At 40.3% G+C, this 16,485-nt stretch carries 14 protein-coding genes; 7 read left to right on the top strand and 7 right to left on the bottom strand.

The annotated features are described in order from the left end of the window. Nucleotides 1–62: 62 nt before the first annotated feature. Nucleotides 63–1,493 (top strand): ribosome biogenesis GTPase Der, encoded by a 1,431-nt coding sequence (der, locus tag H153_RS0102200; RefSeq protein ID WP_022846503.1) that lies wholly within the window; start codon nucleotides 63–65, stop codon nucleotides 1,491–1,493. A gap of 11 nt (nucleotides 1,494–1,504) precedes the next feature. Next, nucleotides 1,505–2,686 (top strand): aspartate aminotransferase family protein, encoded by a 1,182-nt coding sequence (locus H153_RS0102195; protein ID WP_022846502.1) that lies wholly within the window; start codon nucleotides 1,505–1,507, stop codon nucleotides 2,684–2,686. 49 nt (nucleotides 2,687–2,735) lie between these two features. On the opposite strand, the gene H153_RS0102190 is transcribed toward H153_RS0102195, so the two are convergent. From H153_RS0102190 to ychF, 3 genes are read right to left on the bottom strand one after another with little or no spacing between them, the layout of a single operon-like run. After that, nucleotides 2,736–3,506: an undecaprenyl-diphosphate phosphatase gene (locus H153_RS0102190; RefSeq protein WP_022846501.1), complete on the bottom strand. Its 771-nt coding sequence runs from the start codon at nucleotides 3,504–3,506 to the stop codon at nucleotides 2,736–2,738. A 1-nt stretch (nucleotide 3,507) separates the two neighbouring features. Continuing rightward, nucleotides 3,508–4,449, bottom strand: a complete 942-nt coding sequence (gene thiL, locus H153_RS0102185; RefSeq protein ID WP_022846500.1) for a thiamine-phosphate kinase — start codon at nucleotides 4,447–4,449, stop codon at nucleotides 3,508–3,510. Nucleotides 4,450–4,460: 11 nt separating this feature from the next. Further along, nucleotides 4,461–5,564, bottom strand: a complete 1,104-nt coding sequence (gene ychF / locus H153_RS0102180; RefSeq protein ID WP_022846499.1) for a redox-regulated ATPase YchF — start codon at nucleotides 5,562–5,564, stop codon at nucleotides 4,461–4,463. 128 nt (nucleotides 5,565–5,692) lie between these two features. Between ychF and H153_RS0102175 the strand changes: the two genes are divergently transcribed. The 4 genes from H153_RS0102175 (at nucleotide 5,693) to carB (ending at nucleotide 12,355) form a co-directional block, all read left to right on the top strand. Beyond that, the gene (locus H153_RS0102175; RefSeq protein ID WP_022846498.1) at nucleotides 5,693–6,634 is read left to right on the top strand and encodes a PhoH family protein; all 942 of its coding nucleotides are present in this window, start codon (nucleotides 5,693–5,695) and stop codon (nucleotides 6,632–6,634) included. After that, nucleotides 6,624–8,717 carry an HDIG domain-containing metalloprotein gene (locus H153_RS0102170; protein ID WP_022846497.1) on the top strand — a complete coding sequence of 698 codons (2,094 nt, stop codon included), beginning with the start codon at nucleotides 6,624–6,626 and terminating at the stop codon, nucleotides 8,715–8,717. Before H153_RS0102175 ends, H153_RS0102170 begins: the two co-directional genes overlap by 11 nt. Beyond that, a complete protein-coding gene (locus tag H153_RS0102165) occupies nucleotides 8,717–8,941 on the top strand; it encodes a DUF2905 domain-containing protein (protein WP_027719954.1) in 225 nt (74 codons plus the stop codon). The genes H153_RS0102170 and H153_RS0102165 overlap by 1 nt, the downstream gene beginning before the upstream one ends. Before the next feature lie 195 nt (nucleotides 8,942–9,136). Beyond that, nucleotides 9,137–12,355, top strand: coding sequence for a carbamoyl-phosphate synthase large subunit (gene carB / locus H153_RS0102160; protein ID WP_022846495.1), 3,219 nt, complete (start codon nucleotides 9,137–9,139; stop codon nucleotides 12,353–12,355). On the opposite strand, the gene H153_RS09020 is transcribed toward carB, so the two are convergent. Together H153_RS09020 and H153_RS0102150 are read right to left on the bottom strand one after the other, a co-directional pair. Beyond that, nucleotides 12,352–12,735: a hypothetical protein gene (locus H153_RS09020; protein WP_022846494.1), complete on the bottom strand. Its 384-nt coding sequence runs from the start codon at nucleotides 12,733–12,735 to the stop codon at nucleotides 12,352–12,354. The two genes, carB and H153_RS09020, sit on opposite strands and share 4 nt — an antisense overlap. Further along, complete coding sequence (locus tag H153_RS0102150) at nucleotides 12,722–13,114, bottom strand: hypothetical protein (protein WP_022846493.1); 393 nt, start codon at nucleotides 13,112–13,114, stop codon at nucleotides 12,722–12,724. The genes H153_RS09020 and H153_RS0102150 overlap by 14 nt, the downstream gene beginning before the upstream one ends. A 40-nt stretch (nucleotides 13,115–13,154) precedes the next feature. On the opposite strand from H153_RS0102150, the gene H153_RS0102145 reads away from it, so the two are divergent. Further along, the gene (locus H153_RS0102145; protein WP_022846492.1) at nucleotides 13,155–13,757 is read left to right on the top strand and encodes a polyphenol oxidase family protein; all 603 of its coding nucleotides are present in this window, start codon (nucleotides 13,155–13,157) and stop codon (nucleotides 13,755–13,757) included. Here H153_RS0102145 and H153_RS0102140 read toward each other — a convergent pair. Next, on the bottom strand, nucleotides 13,752–14,699 hold the full coding sequence (locus tag H153_RS0102140; RefSeq protein WP_022846491.1) for an ABC transporter ATP-binding protein: 948 nt from the start codon (nucleotides 14,697–14,699) through the stop codon (nucleotides 13,752–13,754). The genes H153_RS0102145 and H153_RS0102140 overlap by 6 nt on opposite strands. Beyond that, on the bottom strand, nucleotides 14,692–16,458 hold the full coding sequence (locus H153_RS0102135; RefSeq protein ID WP_022846490.1) for a hypothetical protein: 1,767 nt from the start codon (nucleotides 16,456–16,458) through the stop codon (nucleotides 14,692–14,694). The genes H153_RS0102140 and H153_RS0102135 overlap by 8 nt, the downstream gene beginning before the upstream one ends. Nucleotides 16,459–16,485: the final 27 nt, after the last annotated feature.

The raw sequence follows: 16,485 nt of genomic DNA, 5'->3' as shown, positions 1-16,485 counted from the left end.
CAACCGGCTGTGGAAAACTATACTTTTCCTCCAGCTAAAAACTCCTTTAACGGAGGGAAAAAATGAAAAGACTTCCTGTAGTAGCTATAGTAGGAAGACCCAACGTTGGAAAATCTTCTCTTTTCAATAGACTTTTAGGAAAAAAAGCTGCCATCATTGACGATACACCAGGTGTAACAAGGGACCGTATCGTTCAGGAAGCAGATATAGACGATCATACGGTAATATTGGTAGATACGGGGGGCGTTGACACTTCGGGAGAAGGTTTTTCAGCTTCTGTAACAAAACAGGCCGAAAGGGCAATGGACGAAGCTGATGTTATTGTCTTCGTAATTGACGGACAGGAGGGGATAACACCACTTGATGAAGAAGTGGCAAGAATTCTTAGAAAGTGGAAGAAACCCATCATTGTGGCTGTCAACAAAATAGATGAACCCTTCATGGAACATCTTGCCTACGATGCCTACAAGCTCGGATTCGAAGAAGTTATCCCCATGTCAACAATACACAAAATAGGAATACCGACTTTAAAAGAAAAAGTCATAGAAAAACTACCTGAAGAACTTAAAGAGAGTGCAAAATCCCGGTTTAGAGAAAAAGAAAATGCGGAAAAAGTAAACCGAATTATTACGGGTGATGATGTTGAAGGCCTTGAAGAGATAGCAGAGGCTCTCGAAGAAGAGAAAGAGATTGAAGTCCGGGAAAATACGGAACCTCCTAAAATAGCAATAATCGGAAGACCGAATATGGGGAAATCAACACTCCTTAACGCTCTCGTCGGTGAAGAGAGAGCAATCGTCTCAGACATCCCGGGAACAACAAGAGATGCAATAGACAGCTACGTGGAAATAGACGGAAAAGAGTACATCTTTATAGACACTGCAGGAATCAGAAGAAGAGGAAAAATAAAGGATATAGAGTACTACAGTTACCTCAGGGCCCTTGATGCTATAGACAGGGCAGACATAGTTATTCTGTTAATAGATGCTGAAGAAGGAGCAACCGAAAGAGACGCCAAAATAGCAGGAATTGCCCTTCAGAAATACAAGCCAATAATTATTGCGGTAAACAAGATAGACAAGATAGAGAACCGCAAAGAGTGGGAAAAACTTCAAAGCAGGTTAGACATGGTATTTGACTTTATTCCATACGCACCGAGAGTTTTCATCTCTGCAAAAGAGAAGAAAAACTTAAAAGAACTCTTCAAACAGATTGATGACATATACAAACAGTACACAAAAAAAGTTAGAACAGGAGAGTTCAACCGTGCATTAAAAGAGTTGATGGAAATCCACCAGCCGCCTGTATATAAAAACAAGATTGTCAAGATTTACTACGGAACGCAGGTAAAGATAAAACCTCCCACATTCCTTTTATTCTCAAATTATCCGGAAGGCATCCCTTCCAACTTCAGAAGATTTTTAGAAAACAGGCTAAGAGAACGTTTCGGCTTTACAAAAATACCCATAAGAATCGTATTCAAAAAGCGGTAAAAGGAGGAAAGATGGATACGATAGAGATGACAGAAAAGTACGTAATGAAAACATACAATAGATATCCCGTATCTTTTGTAAGGGGAAGGGGATGTTACCTTTATGACGAAAATGGAAAAGAGTATCTCGATATGCTTGCAGGAATTGCCGTCTGTAACCTTGGACACTGCCATCCCGAAGTAACGGAAGCGATATGCGAACAAGCAAAAGAACTTATCCACACATCAAACCTATTCCACATTAAACCGCAGGCTGAACTTGCAAGGTTGATATGCGAAAACTCATTTGGTGAAAAGGTCTTTTTCTGTAACAGCGGAGCTGAAGCAAACGAAGGAGCTATAAAACTTGCAAGACGCTACGCATTTGAAAAAGGCAAAAAAGGTTATGAAATAGTTGCATTCAAAAACTCTTTCCACGGAAGAACATTCGCAAGCGTCTCTGTAACAGGACAGGGAAAGTACAACGAAGGTTTTGGCCCTATGTTATCAGACGTGAAATTTGCCGAATTCAATAATCTTGACTCTGTAAAAGCTGTCATAAGTGATAAAACCTGCGGAATTATTGTTGAACCTATCCAGGGAGAAGGTGGCATAATTCCTGCAACAGAAGAATTCTTAAAAGGGTTAAGAGAAATTGCCGACGAAATAGACGCAATCCTGATTTTTGACGAAGTTCAGACAGGAATAGGTAGAACAGGAAAACTTTTTGCCTATCAACACTACAACGTTGAACCAGATGTTATGACTCTCGCAAAAGCTTTAGGCAATGGCGTTCCTATCGGCGCAATCGTTGCAAAAGGAAAAGCCGCAAACGTTCTCAAACCGGGCCTGCATGCTTCAACGTTCGGCGGTAATTTCCTTGCCACAGCTGCAGGCGTCAAAGTCATTGAAACAGTATCAAAAGATGAATTCCTTGAATCAGTTAACGAAAAAGGAAATTATCTTAAAGGTAAACTGTTAGAACTTAAAAAAGAATTCCCACACATTATAGAAAGCGTTAGAGGAATGGGATTAATGATTGGCGTCGTGTGCAAGATGGAATGTGGCAGGATAGTTGAAAAAGCTCTTGAAAAAGGACTTATAATAAATTGTACGGCCAAAAACGTCCTCCGATTTGCACCACCACTTATCATATCAGAAGAAGAGATAGATACAGGTATTCGCATCCTAAAAAATATACTATCAATCTTTTAACCGTTAGAGAATGTCTCCTGCGGTCTTTGCAGGGGACATTCAATTTTCACTATCTATAAAGCAGGGCGAGTACGATTATACCTAAAATGATGCGATATATACCAAACGGTATGAAAGTATGGGTTTTAATGAATTTGAGAAGCCATTTTACTGAGATGTAAGCAAAGATAAAGGCTGTGATAAATCCTATTGCAAGAACAGTGAGATTGTTAAACGATAGCGTGTGGTAATTTTTGACAAGCTCAAGCCCTGTTGCCGCTCCCATCGTAGGTATTGCTAACAGGAATGAAAACTCTGTGGCCGTTACTCTGTCCATTCCGAGTATGAGACCACCGCTTATCGTGGCACCTGAACGGGATGTTCCCGGAACCATTGCTAACGACTGGAAAAGTCCCATAAGAACAGATTTAAAATAACTGATGTCTTCCGGTTTGTGAATTGTGTGTTCTTTTGCCTTATACATCAGTTCAATAATAATGAAAAAGATACCCCAAACAATAAGAGAGATACTTACAACTACCGGATTGAAAAGCTTTTCCTCTATGATTTTGTGAAGAAGAAGTCCCAAAATGCCGGTGGGAATAAAAGCGGTTATCAGTTTTTTCCACAACGTTACATTGCTTTTAAGCTTTTCAAAATATATCAAAACAACGGCTAATATGGCACCAAGCTGAATTACGACTTCAAATGTTTGCTGAAATGCATCCTGCTTTAGTCCCATGAAGGTTGAAGCTATTATCATGTGGCCCGTGGAAGATATGGGTAAAAATTCCGTTATACCTTCTATGATACCAAGGATTATGGAATCAATAACGGTCATTTCAGCCTCCAAAGTGGTCAAATGAAGAAATCTGTGCAGGTTTTCCGTCTATGTACGTTCCACTGCCTTCCGTGACTCTGCCAATTATAAAGACATTTTTCTCTTTTTTAAACAGGCTTTTTAGCGATTCTGGAAATGTAAAAACAAGGTTAAAGTCCTCTCCACCTGATAGGGCAAATTTGAAAGCTTTATCTCCAAATAGTTTTTTGACTTCTTTAGACACCGGTATCTTCTTGGATTCCAAGTTCACTGCAACATTGCTCTTTGAAGCTATTTCATGACAGGTAAGAAGAAGACCGTCACTGTTGTCCATACAGCACTTTACACCAGAAAGGACTAACCTCTTTCCCATCTCAATGGATGGACGGGGAAATAGAAATCTTTCAACAAGTTTCCGCTTTTCTATCGTGTCTATCTTTCCCGATTCAATGATGTTCAGTCCTGCTGCTGCGTCACCACAGATCCCCGTAACCGCAACAAGGTCACCAGGCTTTGCCGCACTCCGCGTCATTATCTCCTCGGCCTCTCCCGTCAGTGTTAGAGAAAATGCCTCACAATTTCCCTTTACAGTGTCACCGCCTACCAAAAGCACGTTAAAGTGGTTGCAGGCAGCCGATAAACCTTTTGCAAGTTCAACTATTTCACCTTCCTCGAAATCCTTTTTCAGCGTGAATGATGTTACCGCAGCGTGAGGCATTCCACCCATAGAAGCGATGTCGCTGACGGAAACAGCAAGCAACTTCCAGCCGATGCTTCTGTAAAGATGGGGAAACACCTTTCTCCACTCTTTTCTGTAATGTGTACCCTCTGTCAGTGTATCAACAGTTATCAGGTGGTATTCGTATCCTGATCTTATTGCTGCAGTGTCGTCACCTATACCAATCCCCTTTGCAGGACTTTTAAAAAATCGAGAAATTTTTTCTATGAGATCAAACTCTTTCAAGTTTTCTCCTTTTAAACATTGAATCGGAAATAGATAATATCACCGTCTTTCACTTCATAATCTTTTCCTTCAAGTCTGACGAGTCCCTTTTCTTTACACTTCTGCATAGAACCTTCTCTTATAAGGTCTTCATAGCTTACAACTTCTGCCCTTATGAAACCTCTCTCAATGTCAGAGTGAATTTTTCCGGCAGCCTGAGGAGCTTTTGTTCCTTTTTTAATAGTCCAAGCTCTCACTTCCTGTTCACCTGCGGTGAAAAATGTTATCAAATCAAGCAATCTGTAGCCTTCCCTTATAACACTATTAAGCCCCGGCTCTTTTAGTCCCAATTCTTTGAGGAACTCTTCTTTTTCTCCCGGTTCAAGCTCGGAAAGTTCTGATTCTATTTTTGCACATATCTTAACTACCGGGGCTTTCTCTCTCCCCGCTAATTCTTTTACCTGTTTAACCAATTCGTTATCCTCTAAAAGGCCCTCTTCATCAACGTTTGCTATGTAGAGAACAGGCTTTGCAGTTAAAAGTCCCAGCTCTTTTACAATTTTTTTGAAATCTTCTCCTGCCTCCTCAAGGTAAGGGTGAATTCTCTCTCCCCTTTCTAAGATTCCTTTAAGATTTTCAAGTACTTCCTCTTCTTTCCTTGCAGCCTTGTCGCCGGACTTTGCCTGCTTGGCAACTTTTTGAAGTCTCTTTTCAACGGTTTCAAGGTCTTTAAATATCAGTTCCATGTTTATCGTTTCAATATCTCTTACCGGATTTACTCCACCATCAACATGAACAACATTTGGGTCTTCAAAACATCTCACAACATGAGCTATAGCATCAACACTTCTGATATTTCCCAAAAATTGGTTTCCAAGACCTTCACCCTTGCTTGCACCTTTCACAAGTCCGGCTATGTCAACAAACTCTATTGTTGTCGGAACTATCCTTTTAGGGTTAACGATTTCGGCTATTTTTTGAAGCCTCTCATCGGGAACTTCAACTATTCCAACATTTGGCTCTATCGTGCAGAAAGGAAAGTTTGCAGCTGCTGCCTTTGCAGAGTTTGTTAATGCATTAAAAAGTGTTGATTTTCCAACATTCGGAAGTCCTACTATTCCACAGTTAAAACCCATTTCTTTCTCCTCCGTCATGTACAAATTGCAAGCTTAAAAGATACCTGGAAAGTGATATTATTGCAAATGGAAATATAGTTCCTAATTTTCTTTAGCGGATAAACTATCTTTAGGAGGTACTGTAGAACTTGATAAAAATTTCGCTTGAGTTGACGCCAGAAGAGTTTTATACGCTTGTCGGACATGGTGAGGAAAATCTAAAGAAGATTGCAAAGATCTTAAATCTTGACATAGGCTCTCGTGGCACTGAGATTATCGTCAAGGGTGAGAAAAATAGTGAAGAAAAGGCAGAACGTTTCTTTAAGGACATGGAAGAACTTTTCCATTCAGGATACTCTCTTTCTGGTAGTGACATTCAGATGTACATAAATCAGCTTCAGAGAAATGCAGGTAGTGTTGTAGTTAAAGATGAAGCTATTGTTACCACTTACAGAGGGAAAAAGATCGTTGCCAAAACGCCTACACAGAAAAAATACATCAATGCGATAAGAAAAAATACGATTGTTTTCGGTGTCGGTCCTGCCGGAACGGGTAAAACGTACCTCGCCGTTGCAGCTGCCGTCTCAGCTTTTAAGAGTGGACAGGTCAATAGACTCATACTTACAAGGCCTGCCGTTGAAGCTGGAGAAAAACTCGGATTTCTGCCGGGCACTCTTCAGGAAAAGATAGATCCCTACTTAAAACCTCTGTACGATGCCCTGTTTGAAATGATAGAACCTGACAGGGTAAACCTCTTGATAGAACGGAACATTATTGAGATAGCGCCTCTTGCCTATATGAGGGGAAGAACGCTTAACGATGCGTTTATTATTCTTGATGAAGCTCAGAACACGACGCGGGAACAGATGAAAATGTTTTTAACAAGGCTGGGATTCAATTCAAAGGTTGTCATAACCGGTGACATTACTCAGATAGACCTTCCCAAAAAGAGAGATTCCGGTCTCGTAGAAGCCACAAGGATTTTAAAAGGCATTGACGGAATAGAAATAGTAGAATTTAAAAGAGATGATGTGGTAAGACACAGACTTGTTCAGGAAATTATAAGGGCTTATGAGGAAAATGAAGAGTAAAGACTTGAAAAGTTACATTACCGAAGTTATTGAAAGGGTGAGTTTGCCGATTCTGGCAGTTGCTTGTTCGCTTTTCATTACATTCTTGATGCTTCCAATAGGTTTTAGCCACATTCCGGAACTGAAAGTCGGTAACATTTCACCTGTTGATATTCGTTCGCCTGCAAATTTAATAATTGAAGATAAAGAAGCCACAAAGTTGAAAATTGAAAAAGCCCTTCAGAGTCTCAAGCCTGTTTTCCAGGTGAATCCGCAAATCTTTACCGACATTCAGAACACTGTCGAAAAACATTTTTCAGCAAACGGAACAAAGGAAGAGATAAAACCAGGATTTATTGCTGACCTCCTTGAGAGGTATTACTCTGCCGGTGTAGTTGATGATAAGACAGCCTCTGATTTTAATGGGAAAGCTGTAGAGGTTAAAAATCCGCTAACGTCAACAGTTACTGTTAAAGAGGTTTCAACATTTTACACCGTTTCAAAAGTTAAAAAGAGGATTAAATCTGAGCTTCTAAACTTTTACGGCAGGAAAAAAGGACTTGAGATTTTTAAGTTTATAGAACCTCTTATAAAGCCGAACATCTATTACAGCAGGGAAGAAACTTTAAAAGAGCAGAAAGAAGTAAAAGAGAAAATCAAACCTGTCCTCTACGAAATCAAAAAGGGTGAACTTATAGTCAAGAAAGGAACAAAGCTCACCAAAGAGGATATACAGAAAATAAACGCCATTAAAAATTTAAGGGGAAGAAGTAAGACAATAAATAAGTATGTGTCAATTTTTCTTATTTCTCTACTTATGTTTTATCTTACATATAAACTTTACTTTCTTGTCAGTCCTTCTGCTGCAAAGGTTACCAAGAATATCACCTTCTCATTTCTTATAATAACGCTGGATGTTTTTCTTATAAGAATTTTTACCTTTTTTGCAAAGCTTGTAGTTGAAGCAATGAATCTCCCGCTTAAAGAGGACCTTATTTTTATTCCAGTTATTACGTCAACAGTTTTTATATCTATGTTCTTGACAAAAAAAGTTGCTGCTATTCACGCTATTCCTGTTTCTATTCTGCCGTCGTTTCTCCTTTCAAAGCCTTCATTTTTCATCATTCCGACAATTATAGGTTCTGTTTTTTCCTGTTTCGATTCAAGAACCTACAAAGATAGAAATGTCATATACAAGAGTAGCCTTTTTGCAGGTGTTGGCATTGCCGTTTCCGAAATATTACTTCTCCTCTACTATAACGGGTTTCACTTTAAAGAAGAGTTCATCTTCTATCCAATGTTTGCCATTATCGGTTCCGGAATAGCTTCAATTATCGTTATAGGGCTCTTACCTCTCTTTGGCTCTCTGTTTAAGTTCACCACAGACATGGTTTACATGGAACTTATAAATCTTAACCATCCTTTGCTCAGAAAGCTTGTTCTCAAGGCGCCAGGAACATACAGCCATTCCGTTATGGTAAGCACCCTTGCTGAAGCCGCGGCAGAAACAATAGGGGCAAATTCACTCCTCGCAAAAGCAGGTGGTCTGTTTCACGATATAGGAAAGTTGAAAAATCCTCAAGCGTTTGTTGAAAACCAGCAGAATGGGATAAACATGCACGACACAATTCCACCCGAAAAGAGCGCTGCAATCCTGCGGTCTCACGTTGAATACGGCGTTGAATTGGGAAGGAAACATGAGTTACCAGAACCTATCATAGATATTATCCGGCAACATCACGGAACAAAATTGATGAAATATTTTTACGCCAAGGCAAAAGAGCAAAATCCAGACGTTGATGAAAAACAGTTCAGATACCCGGGGCCAAAGCCTCAATTTAAAGAGGCCGGTATTGTTATGCTTGCCGATACTGTAGAAGCTGCTGTAAAGTCGGTTAAGGATAAAAAAGATGTTGACATTGACAGTCTCATTCACAAATTGATAATGGAAGATATAGAAGACGGTCAGCTTAATCAGTGCGGTTTAAGTTTGAAAGAGATTAACCTGATAGAGAAAGTGTTTAAAAAGATTCTTTCAGGTGTTTACCACAACAGGGTTGAATATCCAGAAGATGTTAAGCAGGAAGAGGATTCAAAGGGATGATGGAAGAGATCGGGAAAACTTTAATAGTAACGGGATTCTTCCTTGCACTGACCGGAATTCTTCTCATTCTGATTTCAAAAATGCCGGGAGGACTTCCGATCGGAAGGCTTCCCGGCGACATTTACATAAAGCGGGATAACTTCACTTTCTACTTTCCAATAACCACAAGTATAATACTCAGTATTCTCTTTTCACTTATTCTCTATTTGTTTTCAAAACATTGAGATTACCTGAAACTTAACCTTGGAAAAAAATCTCGTTGGATTCTTCTCGCATATTTCTAAGGCAGTGTCAAAATTCTACTATTAAACAAATGCAAACTCCTTATTAATTAGTTTCTAAGTTTCACCCAGTTTAACAAATTGGTCCCAAATTGTTGTAAAATTTCCTATTAAATCCACTCTATGTCGGAGGTTGCCTTGCCAAAACGAACAGATCTTAAAAAAATCATGATAATCGGTTCCGGACCTATTGTGATAGGACAGGCTGCGGAGTTTGACTATTCCGGAACTCAAGCCTGTAAAGCTTTAAGAGAAGAAGGATACGAGGTTGTTCTCGTTAACTCGAACCCTGCAACGATTATGACCGATCCGGACATTTCCGATAGAACATACATTGAACCTCTTACGGTTGAGGCTGTTGAGAAGATAATCAGAAAGGAAAAACCTGACGCGTTACTTCCTACGGTTGGCGGTCAGACTGCCCTTAACCTTGCCGTTGAACTTTACGAGTCCGGCGTCCTCGAAAAACATGGCGTCGAGCTTATAGGTGCCAATGTTGAGGCCATTAAGAAGGCTGAGGATAGAGAACTGTTTAAAGCTGCAATGCTGAAAATAGGGTTAGATGTTCCCAAAAGTGGTTTTGCCCGTTCAATGGAAGAGGCAATGGAAATCCTTGAAGAGGTTGGACTCCCCGCAATCATAAGGCCATCATTCACACTCGGTGGTGAGGGCGGTGGTGTTGCCTACAACGTTGAAGAGTTTAAAGAAATTGTCAGGAAGGGACTTGATGCAAGCCCGATTACAGAGGTTCTCATAGAGGAGTCTGTTTTAGGCTGGAAAGAGTACGAATTGGAAGTTATGAGGGACTTGAACGATAATGTTGTTATTATCTGTTCCATTGAAAACCTTGACCCGATGGGGGTTCACACCGGTGATTCTATCACTGTTGCACCAGCCCAGACACTTACAGATAAGGAGTATCAGATTTTAAGGGACAGTGCCATAAAGATTATCAGGGAAATTGGCGTTGAAACTGGCGGATCTAACGTTCAATTTGCCGTGAATCCTGAAAATGGAAGGGTAATTGTTATCGAGATGAACCCGAGAGTTTCCCGTTCTTCAGCCCTTGCGTCAAAGGCTACAGGATTCCCTATCGCTAAAATTGCTGCAAAACTTGCCGTTGGCTACACACTTGATGAGCTTCCAAACGACATCACCAAAAAAACACCTGCATCTTTTGAACCTGCGATTGATTACTGCGTTGTTAAATTTCCAAGGTGGGCCTTTGAGAAATTCCCTGAAGCTGATGCTGTTTTAACTACCACTATGAAATCTGTCGGTGAAGTTATGGCTATCGGCAGAACGTTTAAAGAAGCCCTTATGAAAGCTATCCGTTCTCTTGAGAACGGAAGGTATGGTCTTTTCTTGAAAGGAATTGATCAGGTTTCCCGTTCTGAACTTGAGTCGAAGATCGCTGTTCCAACTCCTGACAGGATATGGTACATAGCGGAAGGTTTTAGAAGAGGAATGTCAATAGATGAAATTTACGAACTGTCAAAGATAGATAGATGGTTTTTACACAATATAAAACAGCTTGTTGACCTTGAAAAAGAGCTCGTCAAGTACAATGTTGACACTGTTCCTGAAGAGCTTCTTAAACTTGCCAAAAAGTGGGGATTTTCAGATATCTATCTTTCAAAAATCTGGAATGTACCTCAAAAAACAGTGAGGGAAAAGAGAGAAAAGGTTGTTCCGGTTCTTTACAAGAGTGTTGATACCTGTGCCGGCGAGTTTGAGGCTTACACACCTTACTACTATTCTACCTACGATGGGGTTGAGTGTGAGGCAAAACCTTCTGATAGAAAGAAGGTTGCCGTTTTTGGCTCAGGGCCCAACCGTATAGGTCAGGGTGTTGAGTTTGACTACTGCTGTGTTCACTCTGTTTGGGCTTTGAGAGAACTTGGTTATGAAGCCCACATGGTAAACTGTAACCCCGAAACTGTTTCAACAGATTACGATACGTCAGATAAACTCTTTTTTGAGCCGCTTACACTTGAAGATGCCCTAAACATAGTAAGAAAAGAAGGACACGAAGGAGTTATCGTTCAATTTGGCGGTCAAACGCCGTTAAAGCTTTCTGTTCCTTTTGAAAGAGAAGGTGTGAAAATTTTAGGTACAAGTTCTGACAGCATTGACATAGCCGAAGATAGAGAAAGGTTCAGGGAACTTCTCAACCGTCTTGGGTTAAAGCAGCCCCCTTCAGGCATTGCTCACTCCCTTGAAGAGGCAGAGAGAGTGGCTGAAGAGATTGGTTTTCCAGTTCTCATGAGACCTTCTTATGTGCTTGGCGGAAGGGCTATGAGAATCGTTGACAGCATGGAAGAGCTTAGAAATTACATGAACGAAGCAGTTGAAGTTTCCGAAGACAAGCCCGTTCTTATAGATAAGTTTTTAGAGGATGCCGTGGAGTTTGATGTTGATGCAGTTTGTGACGGAAGCAGGGTCGTTATCGGTGGCGTTATGGAACATATAGAGGAAGCCGGCATTCACTCTGGTGATAGTGCCTGCGTTCTACCAACGTTCTCTGTTCCGAAAGAAATTGTTGAGAAGATGAAAGACATAACAAGAAAAATAGCGGTTGAACTGAAAGTTAAAGGTCTAATAAACATTCAATTTGCCGTTAAAGATGGTGAAATATACATAATTGAAGTCAATCCAAGAGCTTCAAGAACTGTTCCTTTTGTAAGTAAGGCTACAGGTATTCCGCTTGCCAAGATAGCGACAAAGGTCGCCCTCGGTAAAACGCTTGACGAACTCGGTGTTAAGGAAGTTGAGCCTCCCTATTACTCTGTAAAAGAGGCCGTTTTCCCCTTTAACAGGTTCACAAAAGTTGATCCTGTCCTGTCACCGGAGATGAAATCTACCGGTGAAGTTATGGGTATCGATGAAGACCTTGGCACGGCGTTTTACAAGGCGCAGCTTGCCGCAGGTTCAAGGCTTCCGATAGATCCTTCCAGAGGGAAGGTCTTTGTAAGTGTGAAAGATAAGGACAAACCAAAGGTCGTGAATATTGTTAAAGAGCTTATAAATATCGGTTTTGAAATTGTTTCTACTGAAGGAACCTACAGGTTTTTAAAAGAACAGGAACTTCCCGTTTCCATAGTTTACAAGATCCAGGAGGGAAGAAGACCAAACATTGCCGATATGATAAAAAACAACGAGATTGCCCTCATTATCAATACGCCAACAGGATCAAAGTCAAAGAGAGACGCGATGAGCATAAGGCGGCTGGCAGTTAATTACGGAATTCCTTACTACACCACTATAAGAGGTGCCGAAGCAGCCGTCATGGCTATCAAGTCTGTAAGAGAGAAAAACTTTGACGTTAAGCCCTTACAAGAATATCATAGATTTTAACTCGCATTGAGGTCCTCATAAAGGACCTCACTTTCGTTTATATATTTTTCAACGGTTATTCCGGCTTTTAAAAGATAATCAGGAAGGAAAGAAAGAAGTTCTGATAGTTTTTTCTTAACGATTTTTTCCTTTAACCTCTTGGTGTTTCTGATAGGATCTTTTACCTTTGTTATGTTCGCAAACCGGATATTTGCAATCTGACGCTTTCCCTCTGTTATAGAACCAAAGATTTCAACGGTTATCGTTGCAGTTTTACTTTCTCTTTTGATATTCACCGCTGTCTTAAGGTTGACGGTTGCGCTGATTCTCTTCGTTTCAACGGCAAGTTCCGGGTCAACAAACAGCTCCTGAAATGGCCAGATGCTTTCAATCTCTTTCAACGTTCCTCTCCAGGATTTTAAGTGTCGTCTCAATTTTATCAATGGAAGATGCTATCCAGACTTTTATCTCTATTTCCCTTTCGCTTCCGGAGTCGCAAGCCCAACGGTAATTCCTGAAAATGTTGTGAAACAAGTCGTACAAAATTTTCTTTTCCCTTATCTTTCTGTTTTTTCCTGACAGTCCCTTTTTCATCTTTAAAATGTTCTTCTTTCTCTTTCTGAAAAGATTGCAAAAGACTCTGTTAGACAGCTTCTTCGTGTCAAAATTGACAATCTCTCTTTCAGCCACTTTTAAAAACCTTTCAAACAACTTTTCGTGGCTTTCCGAATAAACAGGTGTCATCTCTATTTCATGCCTTATTTTAAGCTGAACTCTCATAATGATAGAATTATAAACCAAACCTTTAAGCAGGGGCGTGATGAAGTATGAAATTTTTATATCGGAAAAACCGACTGATGGAAGGGAAATAGAAGAAATAAAAGGGATTCCCGTTATCAGGCCGGTTCAGATCCACAGCAGTACAGTGGTTTTTGCAGGTAGAAGGTATTCAGGAAGGAAAGGAGATGCGATTGTTACCGATAACAGGAAAGTATGGGTTGGGGTTTTGAGCGCAGATTGCATTCCCATCCTTGTCGTGGCAAGGGGCATGGTTGCAGCTATTCATGCCGGATGGCGAGGAACACTAAAAGGTATCACTTTCAAAACTTTAAAGTACATTCAGACTTTTACAGATGTTCAAAAAATCATAATAGGTCCCGGTATCTGCAACAAGTGCTATGAGGTAGGTGAAGATGTTTACAAGCTTTTCAACCCACATTTAAGGAACAGGCTTTTCAGACCTTATGGAAGCAAGAAATATTTGTTTGACCTTAAAAAGGCAAATACCATTCAGGCAAAGTCAGCAGGCGTAAGTGTTATAGAGGATTTAAATCTCTGCACCGTTTGTAATAACGATAGGTTTTACTCTTTCAGGAAAGAGAAGACAGAAAAGAGGATTCTATCTGCTATAAGGCTTTTATGAACCAGCAATAGGAAAGAAGCAGCGAACTCCCCTGCCGTTTATCTCCTTGATTTCAGGAAGTTCTTTTTTGCAAATCTCTTTTGCCCTTTCACATCTTGGGTGGAACGGGCAGCCTGAAGGTTTTGATTTAATGTCAGGTACATTGCCGGGAAGGACTGGCAGTTTTCTCTTTCCCTTCCCTTCAACTTTCGGAATGCAGGCTATAAGTCCTTTCGTATAGGGATGAAAAGGGGTTTTAAGAATATTTTCTGTCCTCCCGCTTTCCATTACGTAGCCGGCATACATAACGTAAACTCTGTCGGTTATTTCAGAGATGACATCAAAGTCGTGGGATATGAATAGAAGTCCCGTATTTTCTTCCTTTACAAGGTTGTTCAAAAGGAAAATAATTTCTCTCTCAGTTTTCTTGTCAAGGGCGGTTGTCGGTTCGTCAGCTATTATAAAATCCGGGTTACAGGCTATTGCCATGGCTATCATTACCCTCTGTTTCAGTCCTCCTGAAAGCTGGTGAGGATAACTTTCGTACTTTACCTCCGCATCTGGTATGGCAGCCTTCCTGAGAAGCGAGATTACGCTTTCTCTAATGTTTTTTCTCCGGCCTTCGTGGTAGATAATTGCCTCTTCTATCTGATTGCCGATTTTCAGAAGGGGATTAAGAGCAGAGGACGGATCCTGAAATATGACTGAAACGGTTTTCCACCTTATTTTGCTATTGAGATCCCTTTCGTTCAAAAGGTAAATATCCTGATGGTTGACTTTCACGTTTCCTGTAACTTTAAAGCCTCCAGGCAAAAGCTTCATTACCGATAGAGCGGTTACCGATTTTCCGCTTCCACTCTCTCCAACTATCCCAACTCTTTCTCCCTTTTTCACTGTAAGGTTTACATCTTCAACGATTGTGAAGTTTTCGTAGATTATGGAAAGATTCTTTATCTCAATCATTTACAGTCACCTCAATCCAGTAAGAGCTTCCTGAAAACATCATTTCGTCAAAGAAGAATTTTCTACATATTAGCTTTTTCCCTGCCTCTTCCTTTGCTGCCATGTAATGGGCTATCACTTTTGGTACCGTCCCGAGGAAAAAGCCGTGGCTGTCTTTTATCGTGTACGTTACGGGAGTTTGAGGGTTAAGAACTTCTCTCGTTAGGACAATTGGCTCACCTGTTTTTATAACTCTTTCCCAATTCGGTCTGTATTTTCTCTCGGTTATTACCGGAAAGATGTATCTGTTTTCTAAAGCGAAAAACTGGTGGAAGTTTTCGTAGTTCTTGAGTTTTAAGAGAAATTGGAGGAGTTCTCTATTGACGGCGATACCATCGATTCTCGTGTAGCCAAAGCACCTTAAAGCGTATATGCCTATGAGGTACCAGAGGTTTTTCTCTTCTAAAATCTCTTTTATTTTGCTCCCAACGGCTTTAAACATTACAGGACTTTCTGCGTACAAAGATTCCATAGCCGAGAAGAGAAATGTCAGATTTTCCAGAGAGAATTTGAAATCCTGGAGGTTTTTGATAAGTTCGTTTTTTCGTGAAACGGCCTTTTTTCGGTAAAAGAGCCTTGATAAAAGCCACTTCTTGTTGATTCTTGTAGAAAGAAGGTTTAAAACTTCCCTGTCAAGAAACCAGTTTATATAGAGGAAAAACCGTCCTTTCTCTTTTACAATTTCAACGTAGGGTCTGAATGTTTTATGCTTCAGGATGTCCTTCACGAGTGTTTTTAAAGCGTTTTCCACAAGTTCAATTAGAACCTTTTCTTCTTCCGGTTTTGTTTTAAGATGGCTTATCTCTATTTTCAACTCAACACCATCAACAATTTCCCGCGCTACTGGAACTATGAGAACCTTTCTGTCATGTACGATCTCATAATTTGTGTAGGCAACTCTTACGGGAAAGTACGGTTCTATGGTCTGAGAAATCGTTTCAAGGATTGAAGCGATTACTGAACTGTCCTCTCTATTTTTAAGATCAAGTAACTTTTTGTATTTAATTTTGAAATTTTCTTCGTTCTTTCTTTCAGGGAGCGAAGGTGTGTATAGCTGAAGCTTTTCAAGCTTTTCCCAGTAGAGTATATCAACGTCCTCTTCAAGGGGGATAAGATCTGTGGGAACATCATCATAACCTAACTTCATTGCGTTGTTTCTTATCCTTTTTGCCTTTTCAAAGAGACCGATTTCCTGCCTTGATATCTGCCAGAAGGATTCCTCTATGTGAAGAAACTCACCTTCAACGGGAAAGTAGAAGTTTTTATAGGCTTCTGTCAGAAACTTGTAGCTGTTAACTCTCTCTGGATGTTTGTAAAGGACAAGCTGAATGTCTGCCTCTTTTACGTGCCTGTTTGACGCTATCAGAAGGGACGGTGAGTTTGGAAACTGCTTTCTGAAGGTCCTTATCTTTTCCGTTATGTAGTTTTCTGTCAGAAAGTTTATTCCGGATTTTTTAATCTGATCTGGAAATATGGAAAATACCATGAGAACCTTTTCTTCTGGTTTAATAAATTTCTCCTGTTTTACGGGAATGCCGGTTTTTCCGGAAATGTACATGGCGAAGGGAAACGCGCAGGGATCGGCTGGATATACGGCATTAAACTTTATGTTAAGTCTGCGCGTCCTTAAAATAAAGTTGTCAATAGCATCCAGTATGTTCGCTTGAGATAGCGTGTCAACCTTATATATCGGTCTATAGGTGCAACTGTTAATTCTCATATTTCTCCCTGAATTCCTTGCTATATA

Origin of the sequence: Desulfurobacterium sp. TC5-1 (assembly GCF_000421485.1) — a bacterium.
Lineage (GTDB): Bacteria > Aquificota > Aquificia > Desulfurobacteriales > Desulfurobacteriaceae > Desulfurobacterium_A.
This window is presented reverse-complemented; position numbering and strand designations above follow the sequence as displayed.